We start from the raw sequence: 18,302 nt of genomic DNA, 5'->3' as shown, positions 1-18,302 counted from the left end.
GGCGGGCGGCCCCCGGCCCGGAGGCGAGCCTGCCCCCGGCGCCGCCGCCCGGCAGCGACGGCGGCGACGGCGAGTTCCGCAGGCTCCGCCCGGGCAGGCGACCGTACCGGGCGGGTCCGGCCCGGCGGCCGGCCGCGGCCCGGGGCTGCGGGGGCGGAGCGGCGGCGCTACGCTCCGGTAACCATGGACGACTCCGGTTCGCCCCCGCCGCGCCCACCGCACCCGCCGCCGCCCGCCGCGCCGCCCGGCGGCGGGGAACCCGCGCCGTCCCTCGCCGACGGGCTGCGCTTCGCGTTCGGCACGCTCACCGTGCTGCCCGTCGGGGCCGCCCGCTGGGACCGGGCCACCGCCCGTCTCGGCATGCTGTGCGCGCCGGCGGCCGGTCTGGCGGTCGGCACGGCCGCCGCGCTGCTCGGCGGCTTCCCCCTGCTGCTGGGCTCCGGCGCGCCGGTCGCCGCCGTGGTCAGCGTCGCGGCCACGGCGCTGCTGACCCGCGCCCTGCATCTGGACGGGCTCGCCGACACCGCGGACGGCCTGGGCAGCGGCAGGCCCGCGGCGGAGGCGCTGGACATCATGAAGCGCTCGGACATCGGCCCGTTCGGGGTGGTCACCCTGGTGCTGGTGCTGCTGGCGCAGACGGCCGCGCTGACCGAGCTCTACGCGCAGAGCTGGGCGCAGGGCGCGGCGGCCGCGGTGGCCGCGGCGCTGGCCGGGCGCGCGGCCCTGGCGTGGGCCTGCCGCGAGGGGATACCGGCCGCCCGCCGGGAGGGCCTGGGCGCCGCGGTCGCCGGGACGGTCCCGGCCGGCCCGGCCGCGGCGCTCGCGGCCGGGGCGGCGCTGGTGGCCGCGGCGCTGGTGGCCGCCGCCCGGCCCGCCCCCGGGCTGGGCGCGGTCGCCGGAGCCGGCGCCGTGGTGCTCGGGCTGTGCGCCGCGGAGGGTCTGCTCCGGCACTGCCGCCGCCGGCTCGGCGGGGTGACCGGCGACGTCCTGGGCGCCCTCGCCGAAACCGCCGCCACCCTCACCCTGCTCACCCTGACCCTCGGTGTCCGCACCTGAACCTCCCCGCGTGTGCCGGGCCGGGTGTGTCGGGTGCGGGCCGGTCGGGGGTGGCCCGGGAGGGCGGGCGTAGGCTCCGGAAGACGCGAAAGATTTTCCGCGCGGCCTCGCCGAGACCGGCGCCTCCCCGGCCGCGGACGCCCCACAACAGAACAGGATTCCCTACACCGTGACTGCACTGTCCCTCAGCAATTCCCCCGTCGCCGCGGTGCGCGCGGATGCCGTGGTCATCGGCATTGCCAAGGGCGAGAACGGTCCCGCCCTCGCCCACGGCGCCCCGGCGGCGGCAGCGGTCGACGCCGCCTTCGACGGCCGGCTGGCCGCCGTCCTGACCACCCTGGGCGCCAAGGGCGGCGAGGACGAGATCACCAAGCTGCCCGCCCCGGCGGACGGCCTCGCCGCACCGCTGGTGGTCGCCGTGGGTCTCGGCACGGCGCCCGAGGAGGGCACACCGTATCCGGCCGAGACACTGCGCCGCGCCGCCGGCGCCGCCGCCCGCGCGCTCAGCGGCACCGGCCACGCGGCCTTCGCGCTGCCGGCGCGCGACGACGCCTCGCTGACCGCGGTGGCCGAGGGCGCGCTGCTGGGTGCCTACGCGTTCACCGATTTCCGCGGCACGAAGAAGACCGGCGCGGGCAAGGACAAGAGCGGCACCGGCAAGGGCGCGCCGAAGGACAACGGCGACCGGGACAGCGCGCCCCTCGCCGAGATCACCCTGCTGGACACCGACCCGGACGACGCCGTGCTGCACACCGCCGCCGAGCGCGCCGCCGTGCTCGGCGCGGAGGTGGCCCGCGCCCGTGACCTGGTCAACACCCCGCCGAACGCGCTGAACCCGGCCGGTTTCGCGGCCATCGCGCAGGCCGCCGCCAAGGAACACGGCCTGAAGGCCGAGGTGCTGGACGAGCAGGCGCTGGCCAAGGGCGGCTACGGCGGCATCCTCGGCGTCGGCCAGGGCTCGGCGAGCCCGCCCCGGCTGGTCCGGCTGGCCCACACCCACCCCGGGGCCCGGCGCACCCTCGCCCTGATCGGCAAGGGCATCACCTATGACTCGGGCGGCATCTCGCTCAAGCCGCCGGGCGCCAACGAAACCATGAAGTGCGACATGTCCGGCGCCGCCGCGGTCTTCGCCACCGTGCTGGCCGCGGCCCGGCTCGGCCTGCCGGTGAATGTCACCGGCTGGCTGGCGCTGGCCGAGAACATGCCGTCCGGCTCGGCCACCCGGCCCGGTGATGTGCTGACCATGTACAGCGGCAAGACGGTGGAGGTGCTCAACACCGACGCCGAGGGCCGGCTGGTGATGGCCGACGCCCTCGCCCGGGCCTGCGAGGAGTCCCCGGACGCGGTGGTCGATGTGGCCACCCTGACCGGCGCGATGGTGGTGGCCCTGGGCAAGCGCATCTTCGGCGTGATGGCCAATGAGGACGGCTTCCGCGACCTGGTGCACTCCACCGCGGAGCAGGCCGGCGAGCAGTCCTGGCCGCTGCCGCTGCCGCAGGAACTGCTGGACGGCATGAAGTCCTCGGTGGCGGATGTGGCCAATGTGGGCGACCGGATGGGCGGCGGCCTGGCGGCCGGGGTGTTTCTGAAGGAGTTCGTGCCCGAGGGCGTGCCCTGGGCGCACCTGGACATCGCCGGCCCGGCGTTCAACGAGGGCGGCGCCTTCGGCTACACCCCCAAGGGCGGCACCGGCTCGGCGGTACGCACCCTGGTGCGGCTGGCGGAGCGGATCGCGGACGGCGTCCTGGAGAACTGACCGGGGGCGGCGGCCGGTCCGTCCGGCACACCGCCGGACGGGTGACGGCACGGCCGGGTCCGGACCGGGCGGCACGCCCCCGGTCCCGGGCCCGGCCGGAGCGGTCCGGCGCCGCCCGCCCCGGCCGGGCCGCCGCCCCGCGCGGCAATCCCCGGGCGGTACCCGGGAGTAGCCCCCCGCCGCTCCCGCGAAACCCGGGGACACCCGTCCGCCATATCCCTTTGGACCGGATTTCGCCGTGTCTCATCCCCCGGCCCCGCGTCTCATCACGGGGGCACAAGTGCGAAGATGGTCTACCGGCAGGACAGGGCCCGGCTCACGACCGAGCGAGCCATGACAAGCCGCGCACCAGCGGCGCACGACACCCGCCGGCCGGTCAGCGGTGACCGGGCACCGGCGTACCCCATGCATGGAGGACGTGACGTGGCGAACGACGCCAGCACCGTTTTCGACCTAGTGATCCTCGGTGGCGGCAGCGGTGGCTACGCCGCGGCCCTGCGCGCTTCCCAGCTCGGCCTGGATGTCGCGCTCATCGAGAAGGACAAGGTGGGCGGCACCTGTCTGCATCGCGGCTGCATCCCCACAAAGGCCCTGCTGCACGCGGGCGAGGTCGCGGACCAGTCCCGCGAGAGCGCCGAATTCGGCGTGAAGACCAGCTTCGAGGGCATCGACATGGCCGGCCTGAACAAGTACAAGGACGGCGTGGTCGCCGGCCTGTACAAGGGCCTCCAGGGGCTGATCGCCTCCCGCAAGGTCACCTATGTGGAGGGCGAGGGCCGGCTCTCCTCCCCCACCTCCGTGGACGTGAACGGCCGCCGCTACACCGGCCGTCATGTGCTGCTGGCCACGGGTTCCGTGCCCCGCAGCCTGCCCGGCCTGGCCATCGACGGGCAGCGCATCATCACCTCCGACCACGCGCTCTTCCTGGACCGGGTGCCCAAGTCGGCCATCATCCTCGGCGGCGGCGTGATCGGCTGCGAATTCGCCTCCGCCTGGAAGTCCTTCGGCACCGAGGTGACCATCGTCGAGGGGCTGCCGCACCTGGTGCCGCTGGAGGACGAGGACAGCTCCAAGCTGCTGGAGCGGGCCTTCCGCCGCCGGGGCATCAAGTTCAATCTGGGCACCTTCTTCGAGAAGGCCGCCTACACCGAGGACGGGGTGCAGGTCACCCTGGCCGACGGCAAGACCTTCGAGGCCGAGCTGCTGCTCGTCGCCATCGGCCGCGGCCCGGTCTCCCAGGGACTGGGCTACGAGGAGGCCGGCGTCGCCATGGAGCGCGGCTTCGTGCTGGCCGACGAGTACTGCCGGACCAATGTGCCCACCATCTCCGCCGTGGGCGATCTGATCCCGACGCTCCAGCTCGCGCACGTGGGCTTCGCCGAGGGCATCCTGGTCGCCGAGCGGCTGGCCGGTCTCAACCCGGTGCCGATCGACTACAACGGCGTGCCGCGGGTGACCTACAGCCACCCGGAGGTCGCCTCGGTCGGCCTGACCGAGGCCAAGGCCAAGGAGCTGTACGGCGCGGACAAGGTCGTCACCCTCAAGTACAACCTGGCCGGCAACGGCAAGAGCAAGATCCTCAAGACTCAGGGCGAGGTCAAGCTCGTCCAGGTCCGAGACGGCGCGGTGGTCGGTGTGCACATGGTCGGCGACCGCATGGGTGAGCAGGTCGGCGAGGCACAGTTGATCTACAACTGGGAGGCGCTGCCGGCCGAGGTCGCGCAGCTCATCCACGCCCACCCGACCCAGACCGAGGCACTCGGCGAGGCGCATCTGGCGCTGGCCGGGAAGCCGCTGCACGCTCATGACTGATCGAACCTGTTCACCCGGAGCGCACCACCAACCGCACTTTGTAAGGAGCAACTGAAACCATGGCGGTTTCCGTAACCCTTCCGGCGCTCGGAGAGAGCGTGTCCGAGGGCACCGTCACCCGCTGGCTGAAGGCCGAGGGGGAGCGGGTCGAGGCCGACGAGCCGCTGCTCGAAGTCTCCACCGACAAGGTCGACACCGAGATCCCGGCACCGGCCGGGGGCGTGCTGGTCTCCATCAAGGTCGCCGAGGACGAGACGGTCGAGGTCGGCGCCGAGCTGGCCGTGATCGACGACGGCGGCGCCCCGGCCGCCGCCGAGGCCACCACGGTGGCCGAGCCGGCGCCCGCGCCGCAGCCCGCCGCCGCGCCCGCTCCGGAGCCCGCGCCCGAGCCCGCCCCGGCACCGGCCGCTCAGGCCCCGGCGCCCGAGCCCGCACCCGCGCCCGCCGCACCGGAGCCCCAGGCCGCGCCGGCCGGCGGTGCCCAGGGCACGGACGTGGTGCTGCCCGCGCTGGGCGAGTCGGTCACCGAGGGCACCGTCACCCGGTGGCTGAAGCAGATCGGCGAGGAGGTCGAGGCCGACGAGCCGCTGCTGGAGGTCTCCACCGACAAGGTCGACACCGAGATCCCGGCACCGGCCTCCGGCACCCTGCTGGAGGTCCTGGTCGGCGAGGACGAGACCGCCGAGGTCGGCGCCAAGCTCGCGGTCATCGGCGCCAAGGGCGCCGCCCCGGCCCCGGCCCCGGCCGCTCAGGCTCCGGCACCCGAACCCGCGCCCGCCGCACCGGAGCCCCAGGCCGCACCGGCCCCGCAGCCCGCCGCACCGGCCGCCGAGGCTCCCGCACCGGCACCGGCCCCCGCGCCCGCCGCGGCGGAGCCCGCCGCTCCGGCCCCGGCGCCCGCACCGGTGCCCGAGGGCGTCTACGTCACCCCGCTGGTGCGCAAGCTCGCCGCCGAGAACGGCGTCGACCTGGCCCAGGTCAAGGGAAGCGGCGTCGGCGGCCGGATCCGCAAGCAGGACGTGCTCGCCGCCGCCGAGGCCGCCAAGGCAGCCGCCCAGGCCCCGGCCGCCGCCGCGCCGGCACCGGCCGCCGCACCGTCGGCGGTGCCGGCCGCCGCGGCCGAACTGCGCGGCAAGACGGTCAAGATGTCCCGCATCCGCAAGGTCATCGCCGAGAACATGATGAAGGCGCTGCACAACCAGGCGCAGCTCTCCACCGTGGTCGAGGCCGATGTCACCAGGGTCATGCGGCTGCGGGCCCGGGCCAAGGAGAGCTTCCTGGCCCGCGAGGGCGTCAAGCTCTCGCCGATGCCGTTCTTCGTCAAGGCGGCGGCCGAGGCGCTCAAGGCGCACCCGTCCGTCAACGCCCGGATCAACGACGACGGCACCGTCACCTACCACGATGTGGAGAACGTCGGCATCGCGGTGGACTCGGAGAAGGGCCTGATGGTCCCCGTCATCAAGGGCGCGGGCGATCTGAGCCTGGCGGGCATCGCCAAGAAGACCGCGGAGCTGGCGGGCAAGGTCCGCAAGGGCGGCCTGGCCCCGGACGACATGTCCGGCGGCACGTTCACGATCAGCAACACCGGTTCGCGCGGCGCGCTGTTCGACACCATCATCGTGAACTACCCGCAGGTCGCGGAGCTGGGCATCGGCGCCACCGTGCGCCGCCCGGTGGTCGTGGACCACCCCGAGCTGGGCGAGACCATCGCCATCCGGGACATGGTCTACCTGACCCTCTCCTACGACCACCAGCTCGTGGACGGCGCCGACGCCGCCCGCTATCTGGCGGACGTCAAGTCCCGCCTGGAGGCCGCGGAGTTCGAGGGCGAGCTCGGTCTCTGACCCCCTCGTACCGGGACACCCGGTCCGGAGCCCCCGGTCACCGCGCGCGGTGACCGGGGGCTCCGCCGTTCTCCCGGGCCGCCTACTTCTCCTCGCCGCAGTCCGGGTACCGCTCCTCCACCTCGCAGGCGTCGTAGACCGCCCGGCGGACGTCCACCTCCACCTCCTTCTGCTCCGCGGTCAGCACGGTGAGCTCGTACTCCGTGCCGTTGCAGCCGCCGCCCGAGCCGGAGGAGGAACCCGAGGAACCGCCGGAGGAGCCGCCGGAGCTGCCGCCGTCGTCGTCCGGCTTGCCGACCGAGCCCCCTCCGCCGCCGGTGTCGTCCTTGGAGATCCCGCCGCCGCTGGTGGAAGACCCCCCGTCGGAGCCGCCCGAGCTGCTGGAACTGCTGGAGCCGCCGGAGGAGGACGAACCGCCGCCACCGCCGCTGGAGGAGCGGCCCGGGGCCTTCTGGTTGGAGATTCCCGTCTCGCAGCGGTCGATCTCCTTCTCCACGACCGTGCCGGCGACATTGTCGGAATCGGACGAACAGGACACCGTTCCCAAAGCGGCGCCCGCGGCGACCGCAAGAGCGAAGACCGTGCGGCGGATGGATGCGGACATGCGGAATTCCCCCGAGGAGATGCGTAGTTGTCGGCCGAACGCAGGCTACCGCCCCGCCCCGCCGTTCCCGGCACCCGTGGCCTTCCCGTGACGAACCCCGAACGCCGCCATCAACCACCCGCCCACGGAAGCACCTCCTCCTCCCACCCCCGGGCAAGCCGCCGGCCCTCCGCCTGCGGCCGGCGGTACCCCGGCCGCCCCGGACTACAACACCCGTTGACAGCACAACGGCCCCGCCGGCTGACCTGGTCCCGCCGAGGCCATTCGCTGTCCGGGGGTGCTGCCCGGGCGGTACGGTCCACAGTGCGACCAGTGGATCGACCGGAGACCACCTCATGCCCCAGCACCGCCCCCCGCGCAGCAGGCCCACAGAAGCGGAAGCGATCGGCGAGCGCGTCCGGGACGCGCGGCTGCGCCTCGGCCTCACCCAAGCAGATCTTGCCGCCGAACTCCGCAGGACCCAGAGCTGGCTGTCCAAGGTGGAGCGCGGACACCAGGAGCTGGACCGAACCAGCGTCATCAACGAGCTGGCCGCCGCACTGCACGTCCACCCCAACGACTTGATCGAGCGCCCGTACCCGGCGGCCGCCGACGGGGTGGCGTGGCAGCGCTCCGCCTCCGCGATCATGCGGGAGCTGCGGCGCTATGACCTCACACCGGTGTTTGACGGGACGCCACGGCCCGCCGCCGGTCTGTGGCGGGACATGGCGAAGCTCCACAAGCTGCGCGACAACGCCGCGAGCACCAAGATCCTGGCCAGTCTGCCGGACCTGCTGCGCGAGGCCCGCGCCCTGGCAGAGGCCGGCACCGGCAGGGAGAGGGAAGAGAGTTTCGCCATCTACGCCATCGCCTGCAAGTTCGCCCACACCGCCGCGCATGCCCTCGGCCACCCGGAGCTCATCGCCATGGCCTGCGAACGCGCCGCCTGGGCCTCCCGTCTGTCCGGGGACGAGCTTCTGCCCGCAGTGGCGGACTGGATGCGGGTCTGGGACATGTGGGCCACCGCCGACTGGGACGACTCCCTCGCCCTGTCGGACAAGGCCCTGCGCCACGTTGAACCGCACTACCGGCGCGGCGACCCGGCAGCGGTGCGCCTGTGGGGCTCGCTGCACCTGCGCGCCGCCGTGTCCGCCGCCCGGGCCGGCCGGGACCGGGGGGCCGAGGCGCGGCACCGCATCGAGCAGGCCGGAGAGGCGGCCGAGCGGCTGCCCCGGATGGGGTTCGATCGGCACTCCCTGACCTTCTCCCCGGGAAACGTGCGTATCCACGCTGTCAACATCGCGTTGGAGCTGACGCAGCACGACGAGGCCCTGCGGCTGCACCAGCGCATGCCCGCCTCAATGGTCACGGCCCTGCCGCGCAGCCGCCGCGGGCACTACCGGCTGGACGTGGCCCGGGCCTACCTGTGGACCGGCGACCGGGACCGGGCTCTGACCGAGCTGGAGGAGGCGGAACGGACCGCGCCGCAGCTGATCCGTAACCACCCCATCGCGCGGGCGACTTTGCGCCGCATCCGGTCCGCGGAACGAGCCGGGGTGCGTGAGCGGCTACGTCTGATGTCTGCCCGCTTTCACCTGGACGAGTGAATGCCGCAACTCTGACCTGCGACTATTCCTGGCGCTCATATGCGGCAGTCCGCCATTTCCTACGGTCCGTCACATACCGACCCCAGCAGACGGCCGGAGGACTCCGATGCCGCACCGTGCGACTGAAGTACCCAGCGCTGCACGCCGGATGTGCGCGCACTGCAAGCAGATGACCGATACCCCGATCCCGGTCGGTGCCGTGCACCAGAACAGCGGGCCGGGCTGGACCGTGTACGCCTGTCCCGAGGACGCGGCCCGGTACCTGGACCGGGCCGGGCTGTGGACGGCGCTGATGGATCACGCCCTGCGCTGCGGACCCTGCCGCGGCACCACCGACGGACCCGGCTGCGCCATCGCCCGGACCCTGCACGACGCACACCGGGCCGCGGGTAAGGACAGCCCCGGGCCCGGACCGGCCGCGTCATGAGCACTGCGGCCCGGGTCCGCACGCCCGACTGCACCAGGTGAAGAAGAAGCGGCCGAGGCCCCAGCCGGGCCGCGGCTGGGGCCCCGGCAGGGGAGTCACCGTCATGGCCACCAAGGACGGCCCGGTGTCCATTCCGTGCCTGTGCTGCGGCGGCGGCACCGGCTGACCCGAGGCGCATGAAGGCGCCTCGCTGCCTCCAGAAGACACGTGGGGAGGCGCTTGCCATCCCGGGTGTGCCGGGGTGCACGGACCGTGCCACGGGGAGGGCGGCGGGGCGTTGAAGGTGTTCACGTCCCCTGACAGCATGGGGTTGCCGGGTCGGTCGGGTGCGTCTGGGCGCTTCGCGCGGGGAGGGGTCGGCCGTGGAGTGGGAGTTCTCGTACTCGCGGGTGATCAAGGCCTCGATGGTGGTGCTGGTCTTTGCGACGGCACTGGTGGGGGTCGTGGGCACGGCCTACGGCCTGGCGCGCGAGCCGCTGGGTGCCGTTCCGCCGTCGCCGGTGGCCGTCCTGATCGTGGGTTTCCCGGTACTGGCCGCCTGGTACGCGGTGTGCATGCTGATCGTGTCCCATCTCCTCGTGCTGCCGACCGTCTGGCTGACCGGGGTGCTGGAGCGGCGGTCCGGCGGGCGCGGGAGGTGGTGGTGGTCGCCGCTGGTGGCGGCAGCGGTTTCCCTTGCGCTCGTCGCCGCGGGCGTCGCCACGTCGCCCGACCCCGTGCGCCTGCCCTCCGTTACCTGGTTATGGCTGCTGCTCACGGCCGTGCTCACCGGTCCGGCCCTGCTCTGCCGCTGGTGGGACCCGCATCGGCTCACCCGGGCAGCCCGGTGGGGCACGGGTCTTGTGGCAGGCTCCGCGCTGCTCGCGGGTCTCGCCTACGGCACGGGGCTTCTGGAGCTGTACCGCCCGCCGACGGTCACTCCCGAGATGCTGGCCGGCACGTGGTCGGACGGCAGCGGCGGAACTCTGCGTCTTGCCGCCGACGGCGGGGCCACGGCCTCCGGCCTCGATGAGCACGACTTCGACGAAGCGGTCGGGGAGTGCGGCGGGCAGGGCACCTGGAGGATCCGCCAGTGCCGGGGCTCCTCGGAGCAGAGTGTCGACGTCTCCATATCCGGCTGCTCCGGCGAGTCCTGGAGCGTGGGCGGTACGGAGGGCCGGGTCACCCTCTACCGGCTCATCGGGGACCCGGACCTCTGGGACGTGTACGAGCTGCGGAAGTCCGGTGACGGCGGCTGACCGTCACGGCCCGGCCGGACGCGTCAGGGGCGGTCGCCGGCGCGGCCGAGGGAGGTGCGCAGGCGGAGCAGTTCACGGCGGCGGGCGGTGGCGCGGGCCAGCCCCAGGACGGCGAGGCCGATGAGCACGGCCCCCGCCAGTCCCGTGCCGAGCACCACGCCCGGGGTGGAGCGGACGGCCGCCAGGAGCACGCCGCCCGCGCCGGTCAGTACGCAGGCCCCCAGCGCCAGCCGTGCGGCGAGCACCCGGTCGGCCGCGAACAGCGGGCGGCGCCGGCTCAGGACCCAGCCGGCCAGGCCCGCCCACCCCAGGCCGATGGCGATCAGCCCGGCGAAGGCCGCCCCGGTGCGGGCGGGCAGCGGCTCGGGCTCGGTGGCCCACAGCAGGGCGAGGAACAGCGCTCCGCAGAATCCGGCCAGGCCGACGGCCACATACCGCAGGCGCGAGCGGAGCGAGATCTCGCGCGCCAGGACCCGTTCCAGCCGCAGCCGCTCCGGCGCGGCGTCGTCGTGGTGGTGTGCGGTCATGCGTCGTATCCCTTCTCGTCAAGGACGGTGCGCAGCATGCGGCGGGCCCGGTGCAGGCGGCTCTTGACCGTGCCGGACGGGACGCCCAGCACCTCGGCGCAGCCGTCCAGCGGCAGGTCCTGGAGGTGGAAGAGGACCAGCACCTCCCGTTCGGCCGGTGGCAGGGCGTCCAGCCCGGCCTGGATCTGGAGGGTGTCCAGGACTCCGTCGAACGCGTCGCCGCCGGTGGGCGGTTCCTCGGCGGGTCCGTCGGCGGCCGGCGGCATCGTCCGTACCGGGGCGGTGCCGTCGCGCCGCAGGTGGTCGGCCACGGTGCGGCGGGCGATGGTGAACAGCCAGGGGGCGAACCGGTCCGGCTGTCTCAGCCGGGGCAGGGACCGCACGACTGCGAGCCAGGTTTCCTGGGCCAGGTCGTCGGCGGCCTGCGGCGAGCCCGCCAGGGCGCGCACATAGCGCCGCAGGGCGTCGTGCCAGTGGTGCACCAGTTCGGTGAACGCCTCGCGTTCGCCGAGTTGGCAGCGCACCACCAGCAGAGCGCTGCGTTCGTCTTCCGGCACCGGCTCGCCTCCTGTTCCCCATGTTCCGCAAAGCTGCTGTCACCGGAACAGTCGGGGCCGGTCCCGGAAAGGTTCACGGGCCGGCCGGCGCGCCGCTCAGGCGGAGCGGGGTGAGGTCGCGGGGACGGGAGAGCCGGCCGCAGTGGGCGCAGACGGTCTCGGGCCGGAAGACCTCGCCGCAGCTGTGGCGGAACACCGTGGGCGGCTCGCCCTCGGTGACATGGCGGTCGCCCCAGTCCATGAGGGTGAGCAGCACCGTGTGCAGGTCCTTTCCGGCATCCGTGAGGACGTACTCGTAGCGGGGCGGGTGCTGCTGGTACCGGCGGCGTTCCAGGACCCCGGCGTCGACGAGTCTGCGCAGGCGGGCGGCGAGGATGTCACGGCTTACGCCGGTGTTGCGCACGATCTGGTCGAACCGCCGGACACCGAAGAAGACCTCGCGCAGGGCGAGCAGGCTCCAGCGTTCGCCGATCACGGCCATGGCGTTGGCGATGGAGCAGTCGCGGGGAGCAGCGGGCATGACGTGCTTCCTTGGCTCGCGGCGGAAGGGGCGAAGAGGGAGGAGGGGGCGGGGCGGCCCGGCCGTGCCCCTGGAGTCAGGGTACGAGGAGGCGGCGGGTCTGCCGGCCCGTGGCGAGCAGGCCGCCGTCCGCGTTCCACAGGGTGCAGTTGTCCACGCACCACCCCGCCGCCGCGTGTTCCGTACGGATGCGGGTGAGCATCCAGCCGCCCGGGTCGGCACCGGCGACCGCGCCGGTCAGGTGGGCGGCGAGCTCCACGGTGGGGATGGCGACGGGCCGGCGCAGGACGCCGTAGAGGGCGGGCGGCGGGGCGTCGAGCAGGATCAGGACGGCTTCGGCGGGGTCGGACGGCGGTCGGTGCAGCCGCATCCAGGCGGTGAGCTCGGGCTCGTCCCCGCCGGAGAGCGGCAGGCGGTCGTCGGCGGGGCGGATCTCGATGTGATCGGCGAAATCGACGAGGGCGCCGCCGAAGGCGGGGCGCTCCGCGGCCGGAGGCACGGCGGGCGGCGGCGGGGCGTGCCATTCGTGTCCGGCGGGCCCGGCGGTGGCCGGGCCGAAGGTCGCGGTGGCGGTGACGGCCGTCCGGCCCCGGGCGGACAGTTCGGCGCGGGCGGTGGTGACGGTGCGGCCGGCGCGGAGCAGTCCGACGCCGATACCGGCCTCCGCTTCGCGGACCGCGCCCAGCAGATTGGCGTGGACGGCGCGCAGCGGCAGCGGCTCCGGCAGGGCCGCCCGGGCGGCGGCGGCCAGGCGGGCCACGAGGTAGCCGCCGTGCAGGCCGTCCCAGGAGCGCCAGGAAGGGTCGAGTGCGACGGCGGCGTCGGGGGCGGCGGAGCCGGCGGGCGCCCCGGGCGCGGCGGATGTGGTCATGTTTCTCATCCTCGTCCGTTGTGATATCCAACTTTGCCGGTCATGAGTATGGCGGAGTGGGTTGGATTTTCCAACTTATGAATGGGGCCGGTGACGGCCGCGACCCGGCCGAGGACCACGGCCGCATCGGAGGGGCGGCCATGGCCGGCGGCTCCGGGGCGGCGGCGCGACTGGGCGGCTGCACAGCGGCGGTGGACCACAGCGACGGGCGGGCGGGTGTTCGGGGAGGTCGGAGGCTGGTCGAAAGTGTGCAGCATCCGAACAGTTGGCATCTTGTCATGTACTGGATATGACAATACGGTTTCGGAGTGGGCTTTGGGAGCGCTCCCACACCTGTCCGTTCCAGCCGAAAGGACACCCATGGAGCCGCAGCCCCCTGCCCCCTCGCGTCCCCCTTCACCGGCGCTGCCGTGGTCCTCCGGACGTCTCGCCGCCCTCTGCCGCCGCCACTCCGTCACCGCGCTCCGGATGCTGATGGGCCTGCTCTTCCTCTGGTTCGGCGGCATGAAGCTCGTGCCGGAAGCCAGCCCGGCCGAGGAAATGGCCGGCCGGACCATGGAGGCGATCACCTTCCAGCTCGTGCCGGCCGGCGTCTCCCTGCCACTGCTCGGCGTGCTGGAGATACTGATCGGCACCGGCCTGGTCACCGGGCTGCTGCCGCGCCTCACCCTCACCGTGTTCTTCGGTCACCTGAGCGGCACCTTCCTGGCCCTTGCCGTGCTTGCCGGCGAGATGTGGTCCGACGCGGGCCCCTACCCCACCCTCGCCGGACAATATGTGCTCAAGAACCTCGTCCTGATCGCCGCCGGAGTGGTGATCGCCGCCCACGGGCAGCCGCCGGCGGCCGTGCGGCGGGCGGTGCCCCGGGCCCCGGCCACGCTCCCGGCCCCGCCGCGACGGCCGGCCCGGCCCCATGCGGCGGCGCGCGAGGAGCAGCGGGCGGCCGGCTGAGCTGGCCGTCCGCGCCCGGGAGGACGGCCCCGTGCGGGCATCCCCGGTGCGGGAGCGGGAGCCGGAACGGGAGGGGAAGGATGGCGGTATGCGGGCTGCACGACTGATCCAGATGGTGCTGCTGTTGCAGAACCGGGGACGGATGACGGCCGCCGAGCTGGCCACCCGGCTGGAGGTCTCCGAGCGCACCATCGCGCGCGATGCGCTGGCACTGTCCGAGGCCGGCATCCCGGTCTACGCCGACCGGGGCCGGACGGGCGGCTACCGGCTGGTGGGCGGCTACCGCACCCGTCTGACCGGGCTGGACCGCAGCGAGGCGGAGGCGCTGTTCCTCTCCGGCGTGCCCTCGGCGCTGCACGCCATGGGGCTGGCGGACGCCGCGTCGGCCGCCCGGCTGAAGGTCTCCGCCGCGCTCGGGCCACGGCTGGCGGACGCCCCGCGCAGCGCGGCCCAGCGGTTTCATCTGGACGCGCCGGGCTGGTGGCAGCCGCCGGACACCCCGCCGCTGCTGCCCGAGGTCGCCGAGGCGGTCTGGGACGACCGCCGGATCCGGATCCGTTACCGGCGCGGCACCGGTGAGGCGGGTGACGCGGGAGGGGCCGGTCAGCAGGCCGGGGCGGCCGAGGTGGCGCGGGTGCTGGAGCCGTACGGGCTGGTGCTCAAGGCGGGCACCTGGTACCTGGTGGCGCGGCCGGTTCCGGACAATCGCCCGGCGCGCGGCGGCGGACCGGGCGCCGGATACCGGGTGTACCGGGTGGACCGCATCCGGGCGTGCCGGACCTGGGACGGGGACGGGGACGGCGACGGCGACGGCGACGGGGACGGGGACGGGGAAAGGGATCGGGAACGAAACGGCGCCGTCGGGGAGGCGGCGCACTTCGTCCGGGAGGAGGAGTTCGATCTGCCCGGCTTCTGGGCCGAGCGCGCCGCCGAGTTCGCCCGGTCGATCCTGCGCGAGCGGATCACGGTGCGGCTGACCCCGGAGGGCGCCCGCCTGCTGGGCCGGGCCACCGACCGGACGGCCGCCGCCGAGGCCCTGGCCGCGGCCGGTCCGCCGGACGGCCAGGGCCGGGTGACCGTGGTGCTGGCGGTGGAGAACCTTGAGGTGGCCCGGCACCAGTTGCGCGGGCTGGGCCCGGAGGCCGAGGTGCTGGCCCCGGCCGAGCTGCGCCGACGGGTCGCCGACGACGCCGCCCGGCTGCACGCCCGCTACAGCCGGCCGCCTGCCGCGGACCGGCCCGCGGCGGGCGGCCGGCGCCCGGGTCAGCGGTAGTCGTCGACGCTGCCGGGCTTGTCGCCCATGACGACCTCGGCGAAGTACCGCCAGGGATCGGGCAGGGAACCGTCGGCGTCCCTGACGCCGTACTCCCGGCCCAGGTCATAGCTGGCGAGCGAGCGGCCGTTCCAGCGGGCCCGCTCCGGGTCGGCGGCGAGCGCGGCCACGCCCCGCCCCAGCAGCAGCGGCGTCTCGGAGATGCCGAAGTGCTCCTCCTTGGCGATCGCGTCCCGCCAGTTCTCCTCGCGGACCCCGAAGGTGTCCAGCATCTGCTCGGAGCGCAGGAAGCCGGGGGTGACGCAGACCGCGGTGGCCCCGTATTCGCGCAGTTCCCGGGAGAGGCCGAAGGCCATCCGGAGGGGCGCGTTCTTGGCCAGGTCGTAGTACATGTGGTCGCGGTAGTTGGCGCCGTTGTACTCGGCGGTGCCGTCGGTCACCTCGACGACCAGCCCGCCCGGGTTGCGGATCAGCAGCGGCAGGGCGAAGTGACTGGTGACCAGGTGGGTCTCCACACCGAGCCGCAGCATGCGCAGGCCGGTCTCCAGGCCGACGTCCCACAGCTTGACGTTGAAGGTCTCGCCCAGCAGGTGGTCGCCGCCCCAGATGTCGTTGACCAGGATGTCCAGCCGGCCCTGCTCGCGGTCGATGCGCTCGGTGAGCGCCCGCACCTGCTCGGGCTGGAGGTGATCGGTGGGGACGGCGATGCCGTGCCCGCCGGCGGCGTCGATCAGCTCGGCGGTCTGCTCGATGGTCTCGGTGGGACGGCCGACCTCGCTGACGTGCTCGCGGGTGGTGCGGCCGGTGACATAGACGGTGGCCCCGCCGCGGCCGAGTTCCACCGCCATCGCCCGGCCGGCGCCCCGGGTGGCCCCGGCGACCAGGGCGATCCGTCCCGCCAGCGGGCGGTCCGCGGGCTGCTGTGACGGCTGCTGCGGCTGGTTCATGTGCTGCTGTCCCTTCCGTGGTGCACGAGTGCACGGGTGTGCGGATGCACGGGTACGCGGCGGATCCGCGCCCGTATGACCCGACCCTGACCCGGAAAGCAGACATCTGCTGTCCAGTTTTCCGCGGAACCCCCCGGATGGCCGCCCTCACCCGGTCGGGGAGCCGCCGCCCGCGCCTGACGTGCGGGATCGGCCCGGACCACCGATGCTGGAGTCCGTGATGGACGAAACCGAGTTCTGGGATCTGATCGACAGCACCAGGGAGGGTGCCGAGAACGATCCGGACACGCACGCCGATCTGCTGGTCGAGCGGCTGACCGAACTCGACCCGGAGACGGTCACGGATTTCGCCCGTCACTTCGAATCGCGTTTCCAGCGCGCCTACCGGTGGGATCTGTGGGGCGCCGCCTGGGTGCTGCTGGACGGGGCCAGCGACGACTGCTTCGAGAACTTCCGCTGCTGGCTGATCGGCCAGGGCCGGCAGGTCTTCGAGGGCGCCCTGCACGAGCCGGACCGGCTGGCCGAGCTGCTCGGCCCGGATTTCGACGCCGAGCGGGACGGCGAGGCGGAGGAGGTCGGCTTCGCCGCCTATGACGCGTACGAGCAGCTCACCGGCGCCGAGCTGCCGGATCTGGAGCTGGCCGTGCCGCCGCCGGAACCGGTCGGCGAGCCGCTGGACTTCGAGGACGAGGAACAGCTCGCCGCCGCCTATCCGCGGCTGTGGGCCCGCTTCCACGCGGGCCGCGCCCGCACCGCCTGACAGCGCGACCGGCGGCCGGCCGGACCTCGCGGTACCGCCCCCGCCGGGCGGGCCGTAGGGTCGGGCCATGAGCTCGCAGCCCTCCTCCCCCGGGCCCACCTCCCCCGGGCCGTCGTCCCCGGAGCCCGAGCCCGTTCCCGCGGATGCGGACCCCGGCGGCGGCGAGGCGCCGCTGCCGCGCCGGGTGGCCGTCACCGGCTCCTCCGGTCTGATCGGCGGCGCGCTGGTCGCCTCGCTCCGTGCCGCCGGAAACGCCGGCGGGCCCGTCGAGGTGCGCCGCCTGGTGCGGGCCGCGCCGCAGGCCCCGGACGAGGCCCGCTGGGATCCCTCCGGCCGGGACCGGGAGCTGACCGCCGCCGCGCTGGACGGCTGCGACGCCGTGGTGCATCTGGCCGGGGCGGGCGTCGCCAAGCGCCGCTGGACCGCCCGCTACAAGCGGATTCTGCGGGACAGCCGGGTGCACTCCACCGCCGCGCTGGCCGAGGCGATGGCCGCCATGCCGGCGCCGCCCCGCACCTTTCTGTGCGGCAGCGCCATCGGCTGGTACGGCTACCGGGGTGACCGGCGGCTGGACGAGGAGTCCCCGCCCGGCGAGGGGTTCCTGCCGGAACTGGCGCGCGACTGGGAGGCCGCCGCCGCGCCCGCCGAACGCGCCGGGGTGCGCACGGTCTTCCTGCGCACGGGGCTGGTGGTGTCCGGGCGCGGCGGCGCCTGGGGACCGCTGTTTCCCGTCTTCCTGGCCGGGATCGGCGGACGGATCGGCAGCGGGCGGCAGTTCTGGAGCCATATCTCGCTGGCCGACGAGATCGCCGCGATCCGGTTTCTGCTGGCGGACCGGCCGGGCGCCCTGTCCGGCCCGGTCAATCTGACCGCGCCGGAGCCGGTCACCAACCGGGAGGTGACGGCGGCCATGGGCCGGGTGCTGCGCCGTCCCACGCTGTTCCCGGTGCCCGCCCCGCTGCTGCGGCTGGTGCTGGGCGAGTTCGCGGGCGATGTGGTGGGCAGTCAGCGGGTCGTTCCGCGGCGGCTGCTGGCGGCGGGCTTCCGCTTCCGCCACCCCGATATCGAGGACGCGGTACGCGCCGCCGTCGAGGAACGCAGGAGGGGCCGGGCCGGGTAGTTCCCGTCCCCGGCGGCAACAGCCCCCCGGGACGGGCGTAACCCCGGTGGAATCCTGAAGGAATCCGGGCAGAAACCGGACGGAAACCGGACGGGCGTCATGCGGAACCGTGCGGAAAACAGGCGGAAATCAGGCGGAAATCAGGCGTTGTGGCGTGCGCCGGTGTCTCGCGTTCTCCGGCCGTGGCTGGCAGCATGGGGCGTTGAACGATACACCGACATAACGGATAGCGCCGGTCTGTGCCATGGGCGCGCAGCCGCCGGGGGCGTGCGCCCGGCGCGGACCGGGAGGGTTTCCCGCGTGGCCGACGGGCATCCGGCCCAAGGGCCGCGCGGCACCCGACGACCCGGGCGTCCCCCGGTGCCGCCGCATGCCCGCCGTCCGTGCGGCGGGCGGCGGATCCCCCGCTTCCCCTCGTCCGCTCCCTGGCCCCTCGTTCCCCGCTCCTGTCCC

At 74.3% G+C, this 18,302-nt stretch carries 17 protein-coding genes; 11 read left to right on the top strand and 6 right to left on the bottom strand.

What is annotated here, in order from left to right:
- The first annotated feature begins 183 nt into the window (after positions 1–183).
- From BM242_RS12055 to sucB, 4 genes are all read left to right on the top strand, one after another.
- Positions 184–1,056 carry an adenosylcobinamide-GDP ribazoletransferase gene (locus tag BM242_RS12055; protein ID WP_093838766.1) on the top strand — a complete coding sequence of 291 codons (873 nt, stop codon included), beginning with the start codon at positions 184–186 and terminating at the stop codon, positions 1,054–1,056.
- Positions 1,057–1,225: 169 nt separating this feature from the next.
- On the top strand, positions 1,226–2,812 hold the full coding sequence (locus BM242_RS12050; RefSeq protein WP_093838765.1) for a leucyl aminopeptidase: 1,587 nt from the start codon (positions 1,226–1,228) through the stop codon (positions 2,810–2,812).
- A 423-nt stretch (positions 2,813–3,235) separates the two neighbouring features.
- Positions 3,236–4,624 carry a dihydrolipoyl dehydrogenase gene (gene lpdA / locus BM242_RS12045; RefSeq protein ID WP_093838764.1) on the top strand — a complete coding sequence of 463 codons (1,389 nt, stop codon included), beginning with the start codon at positions 3,236–3,238 and terminating at the stop codon, positions 4,622–4,624.
- 59 nt (positions 4,625–4,683) lie between these two features.
- Positions 4,684–6,468, top strand: coding sequence for a 2-oxoglutarate dehydrogenase, E2 component, dihydrolipoamide succinyltransferase (sucB, locus tag BM242_RS12040; RefSeq protein ID WP_093838763.1), 1,785 nt, complete (start codon positions 4,684–4,686; stop codon positions 6,466–6,468).
- 82 nt (positions 6,469–6,550) lie between these two features.
- Here the strand turns inward: sucB and BM242_RS12035 are convergent, their stop codons facing one another.
- The gene (locus BM242_RS12035) at positions 6,551–7,072 is read right to left on the bottom strand and encodes a hypothetical protein (protein WP_093838762.1); all 522 of its coding nucleotides are present in this window, start codon (positions 7,070–7,072) and stop codon (positions 6,551–6,553) included.
- A gap of 335 nt (positions 7,073–7,407) precedes the next feature.
- Here BM242_RS12035 and BM242_RS12030 point away from each other — a divergent pair, with 335 nt between their 5' ends.
- The 3 genes from BM242_RS12030 to BM242_RS12020 all read left to right on the top strand — a co-directional run bounded on the left by BM242_RS12030 (position 7,408) and on the right by BM242_RS12020 (position 10,323).
- Positions 7,408–8,658, top strand: a complete 1,251-nt coding sequence (locus tag BM242_RS12030) for a helix-turn-helix domain-containing protein (RefSeq protein WP_093838761.1) — start codon at positions 7,408–7,410, stop codon at positions 8,656–8,658.
- 169 nt (positions 8,659–8,827) lie between these two features.
- Positions 8,828–9,085, top strand: coding sequence for a hypothetical protein (locus BM242_RS12025; RefSeq protein ID WP_175541383.1), 258 nt, complete (start codon positions 8,828–8,830; stop codon positions 9,083–9,085).
- A gap of 362 nt (positions 9,086–9,447) precedes the next feature.
- Entirely contained in the window at positions 9,448–10,323 is an 876-nt protein-coding gene (locus BM242_RS12020) for a hypothetical protein (protein WP_093838759.1), read from the top strand.
- A 23-nt stretch (positions 10,324–10,346) separates the two neighbouring features.
- Here the strand turns inward: BM242_RS12020 and BM242_RS12015 are convergent, their stop codons facing one another.
- The 4 genes from BM242_RS12015 to BM242_RS12000 all read right to left on the bottom strand — a co-directional run bounded on the left by BM242_RS12015 (position 10,347) and on the right by BM242_RS12000 (position 12,798).
- On the bottom strand, positions 10,347–10,850 hold the full coding sequence (locus tag BM242_RS12015; protein WP_093838758.1) for a transmembrane transport protein: 504 nt from the start codon (positions 10,848–10,850) through the stop codon (positions 10,347–10,349).
- Positions 10,847–11,407, bottom strand: a complete 561-nt coding sequence (locus BM242_RS12010) for an RNA polymerase sigma factor (protein WP_093838757.1) — start codon at positions 11,405–11,407, stop codon at positions 10,847–10,849. The genes BM242_RS12015 and BM242_RS12010 overlap by 4 nt, the downstream gene beginning before the upstream one ends.
- A gap of 73 nt (positions 11,408–11,480) precedes the next feature.
- Entirely contained in the window at positions 11,481–11,927 is a 447-nt protein-coding gene (locus BM242_RS12005) for a winged helix-turn-helix transcriptional regulator (protein WP_093838756.1), read from the bottom strand.
- Between the two features lie 76 nt (positions 11,928–12,003).
- The gene (locus BM242_RS12000) at positions 12,004–12,798 is read right to left on the bottom strand and encodes a thioesterase family protein (protein WP_175541382.1); all 795 of its coding nucleotides are present in this window, start codon (positions 12,796–12,798) and stop codon (positions 12,004–12,006) included.
- Positions 12,799–13,158: 360 nt separating this feature from the next.
- Here BM242_RS12000 and BM242_RS29355 point away from each other — a divergent pair, with 360 nt between their 5' ends.
- Positions 13,159–13,749, top strand: a complete 591-nt coding sequence (locus BM242_RS29355) for a DoxX family protein (protein ID WP_175541381.1) — start codon at positions 13,159–13,161, stop codon at positions 13,747–13,749.
- Between the two features lie 88 nt (positions 13,750–13,837).
- Positions 13,838–15,022, top strand: coding sequence for a helix-turn-helix transcriptional regulator (locus BM242_RS11990; protein WP_093838892.1), 1,185 nt, complete (start codon positions 13,838–13,840; stop codon positions 15,020–15,022).
- Here BM242_RS11990 and BM242_RS11985 read toward each other — a convergent pair.
- The gene (locus tag BM242_RS11985; protein WP_093838754.1) at positions 15,013–15,969 is read right to left on the bottom strand and encodes an SDR family oxidoreductase; all 957 of its coding nucleotides are present in this window, start codon (positions 15,967–15,969) and stop codon (positions 15,013–15,015) included. The two genes, BM242_RS11990 and BM242_RS11985, sit on opposite strands and share 10 nt — an antisense overlap.
- Before the next feature lie 220 nt (positions 15,970–16,189).
- Here BM242_RS11985 and BM242_RS11980 point away from each other — a divergent pair, with 220 nt between their 5' ends.
- Positions 16,190–16,729, top strand: a complete 540-nt coding sequence (locus BM242_RS11980) for a DUF4240 domain-containing protein (RefSeq protein WP_093838891.1) — start codon at positions 16,190–16,192, stop codon at positions 16,727–16,729.
- A gap of 67 nt (positions 16,730–16,796) precedes the next feature.
- The gene (locus BM242_RS11975) at positions 16,797–17,849 is read left to right on the top strand and encodes a TIGR01777 family oxidoreductase (protein WP_093838753.1); all 1,053 of its coding nucleotides are present in this window, start codon (positions 16,797–16,799) and stop codon (positions 17,847–17,849) included.
- The last annotated feature ends 453 nt before the right edge of the window (positions 17,850–18,302 follow it).

The organism is Streptomyces aidingensis, from assembly GCF_900112355.1.
Lineage (GTDB): Bacteria > Actinomycetota > Actinomycetes > Streptomycetales > Streptomycetaceae > Streptomyces > Streptomyces aidingensis.
Note: the sequence above shows the minus strand (reverse complement) of the source record. Positions and strands in the feature narration are given on the sequence as shown.

Excerpts from the sequence above, each read along its gene's own strand:
- BM242_RS12030 (WP_093838761.1), top strand. The coding sequence starts at position 7,408 with ATGCCCCAGCACCGCCCCCCGCGCAGCAGGCCCACAGAAGCGGAAGCG.
- BM242_RS12055 (WP_093838766.1), top strand. The coding sequence starts at position 184 with ATGGACGACTCCGGTTCGCCCCCGCCGCGCCCACCGCACCCGCCGCCG.
- BM242_RS12025 (WP_175541383.1), top strand. The coding sequence starts at position 8,828 with ATGACCGATACCCCGATCCCGGTCGGTGCCGTGCACCAGAACAGCGGG.
- BM242_RS12000 (WP_175541382.1), bottom strand. The coding sequence starts at position 12,798 with ATGACCACATCCGCCGCGCCCGGGGCGCCCGCCGGCTCCGCCGCCCCC.
- BM242_RS12005 (WP_093838756.1), bottom strand. The coding sequence starts at position 11,927 with ATGCCCGCTGCTCCCCGCGACTGCTCCATCGCCAACGCCATGGCCGTG.
- sucB (WP_093838763.1), top strand. The coding sequence starts at position 4,684 with ATGGCGGTTTCCGTAACCCTTCCGGCGCTCGGAGAGAGCGTGTCCGAG.
- BM242_RS11990 (WP_093838892.1), top strand. The coding sequence starts at position 13,838 with ATGCGGGCTGCACGACTGATCCAGATGGTGCTGCTGTTGCAGAACCGG.
- BM242_RS12015 (WP_093838758.1), bottom strand. The coding sequence starts at position 10,850 with ATGACCGCACACCACCACGACGACGCCGCGCCGGAGCGGCTGCGGCTG.
- BM242_RS12035 (WP_093838762.1), bottom strand. The coding sequence starts at position 7,072 with ATGTCCGCATCCATCCGCCGCACGGTCTTCGCTCTTGCGGTCGCCGCG.
- BM242_RS11980 (WP_093838891.1), top strand. The coding sequence starts at position 16,190 with ATGGACGAAACCGAGTTCTGGGATCTGATCGACAGCACCAGGGAGGGT.
- BM242_RS11975 (WP_093838753.1), top strand. The coding sequence starts at position 16,797 with ATGAGCTCGCAGCCCTCCTCCCCCGGGCCCACCTCCCCCGGGCCGTCG.
- BM242_RS11985 (WP_093838754.1), bottom strand. The coding sequence starts at position 15,969 with ATGAACCAGCCGCAGCAGCCGTCACAGCAGCCCGCGGACCGCCCGCTG.
- BM242_RS29355 (WP_175541381.1), top strand. The coding sequence starts at position 13,159 with ATGGAGCCGCAGCCCCCTGCCCCCTCGCGTCCCCCTTCACCGGCGCTG.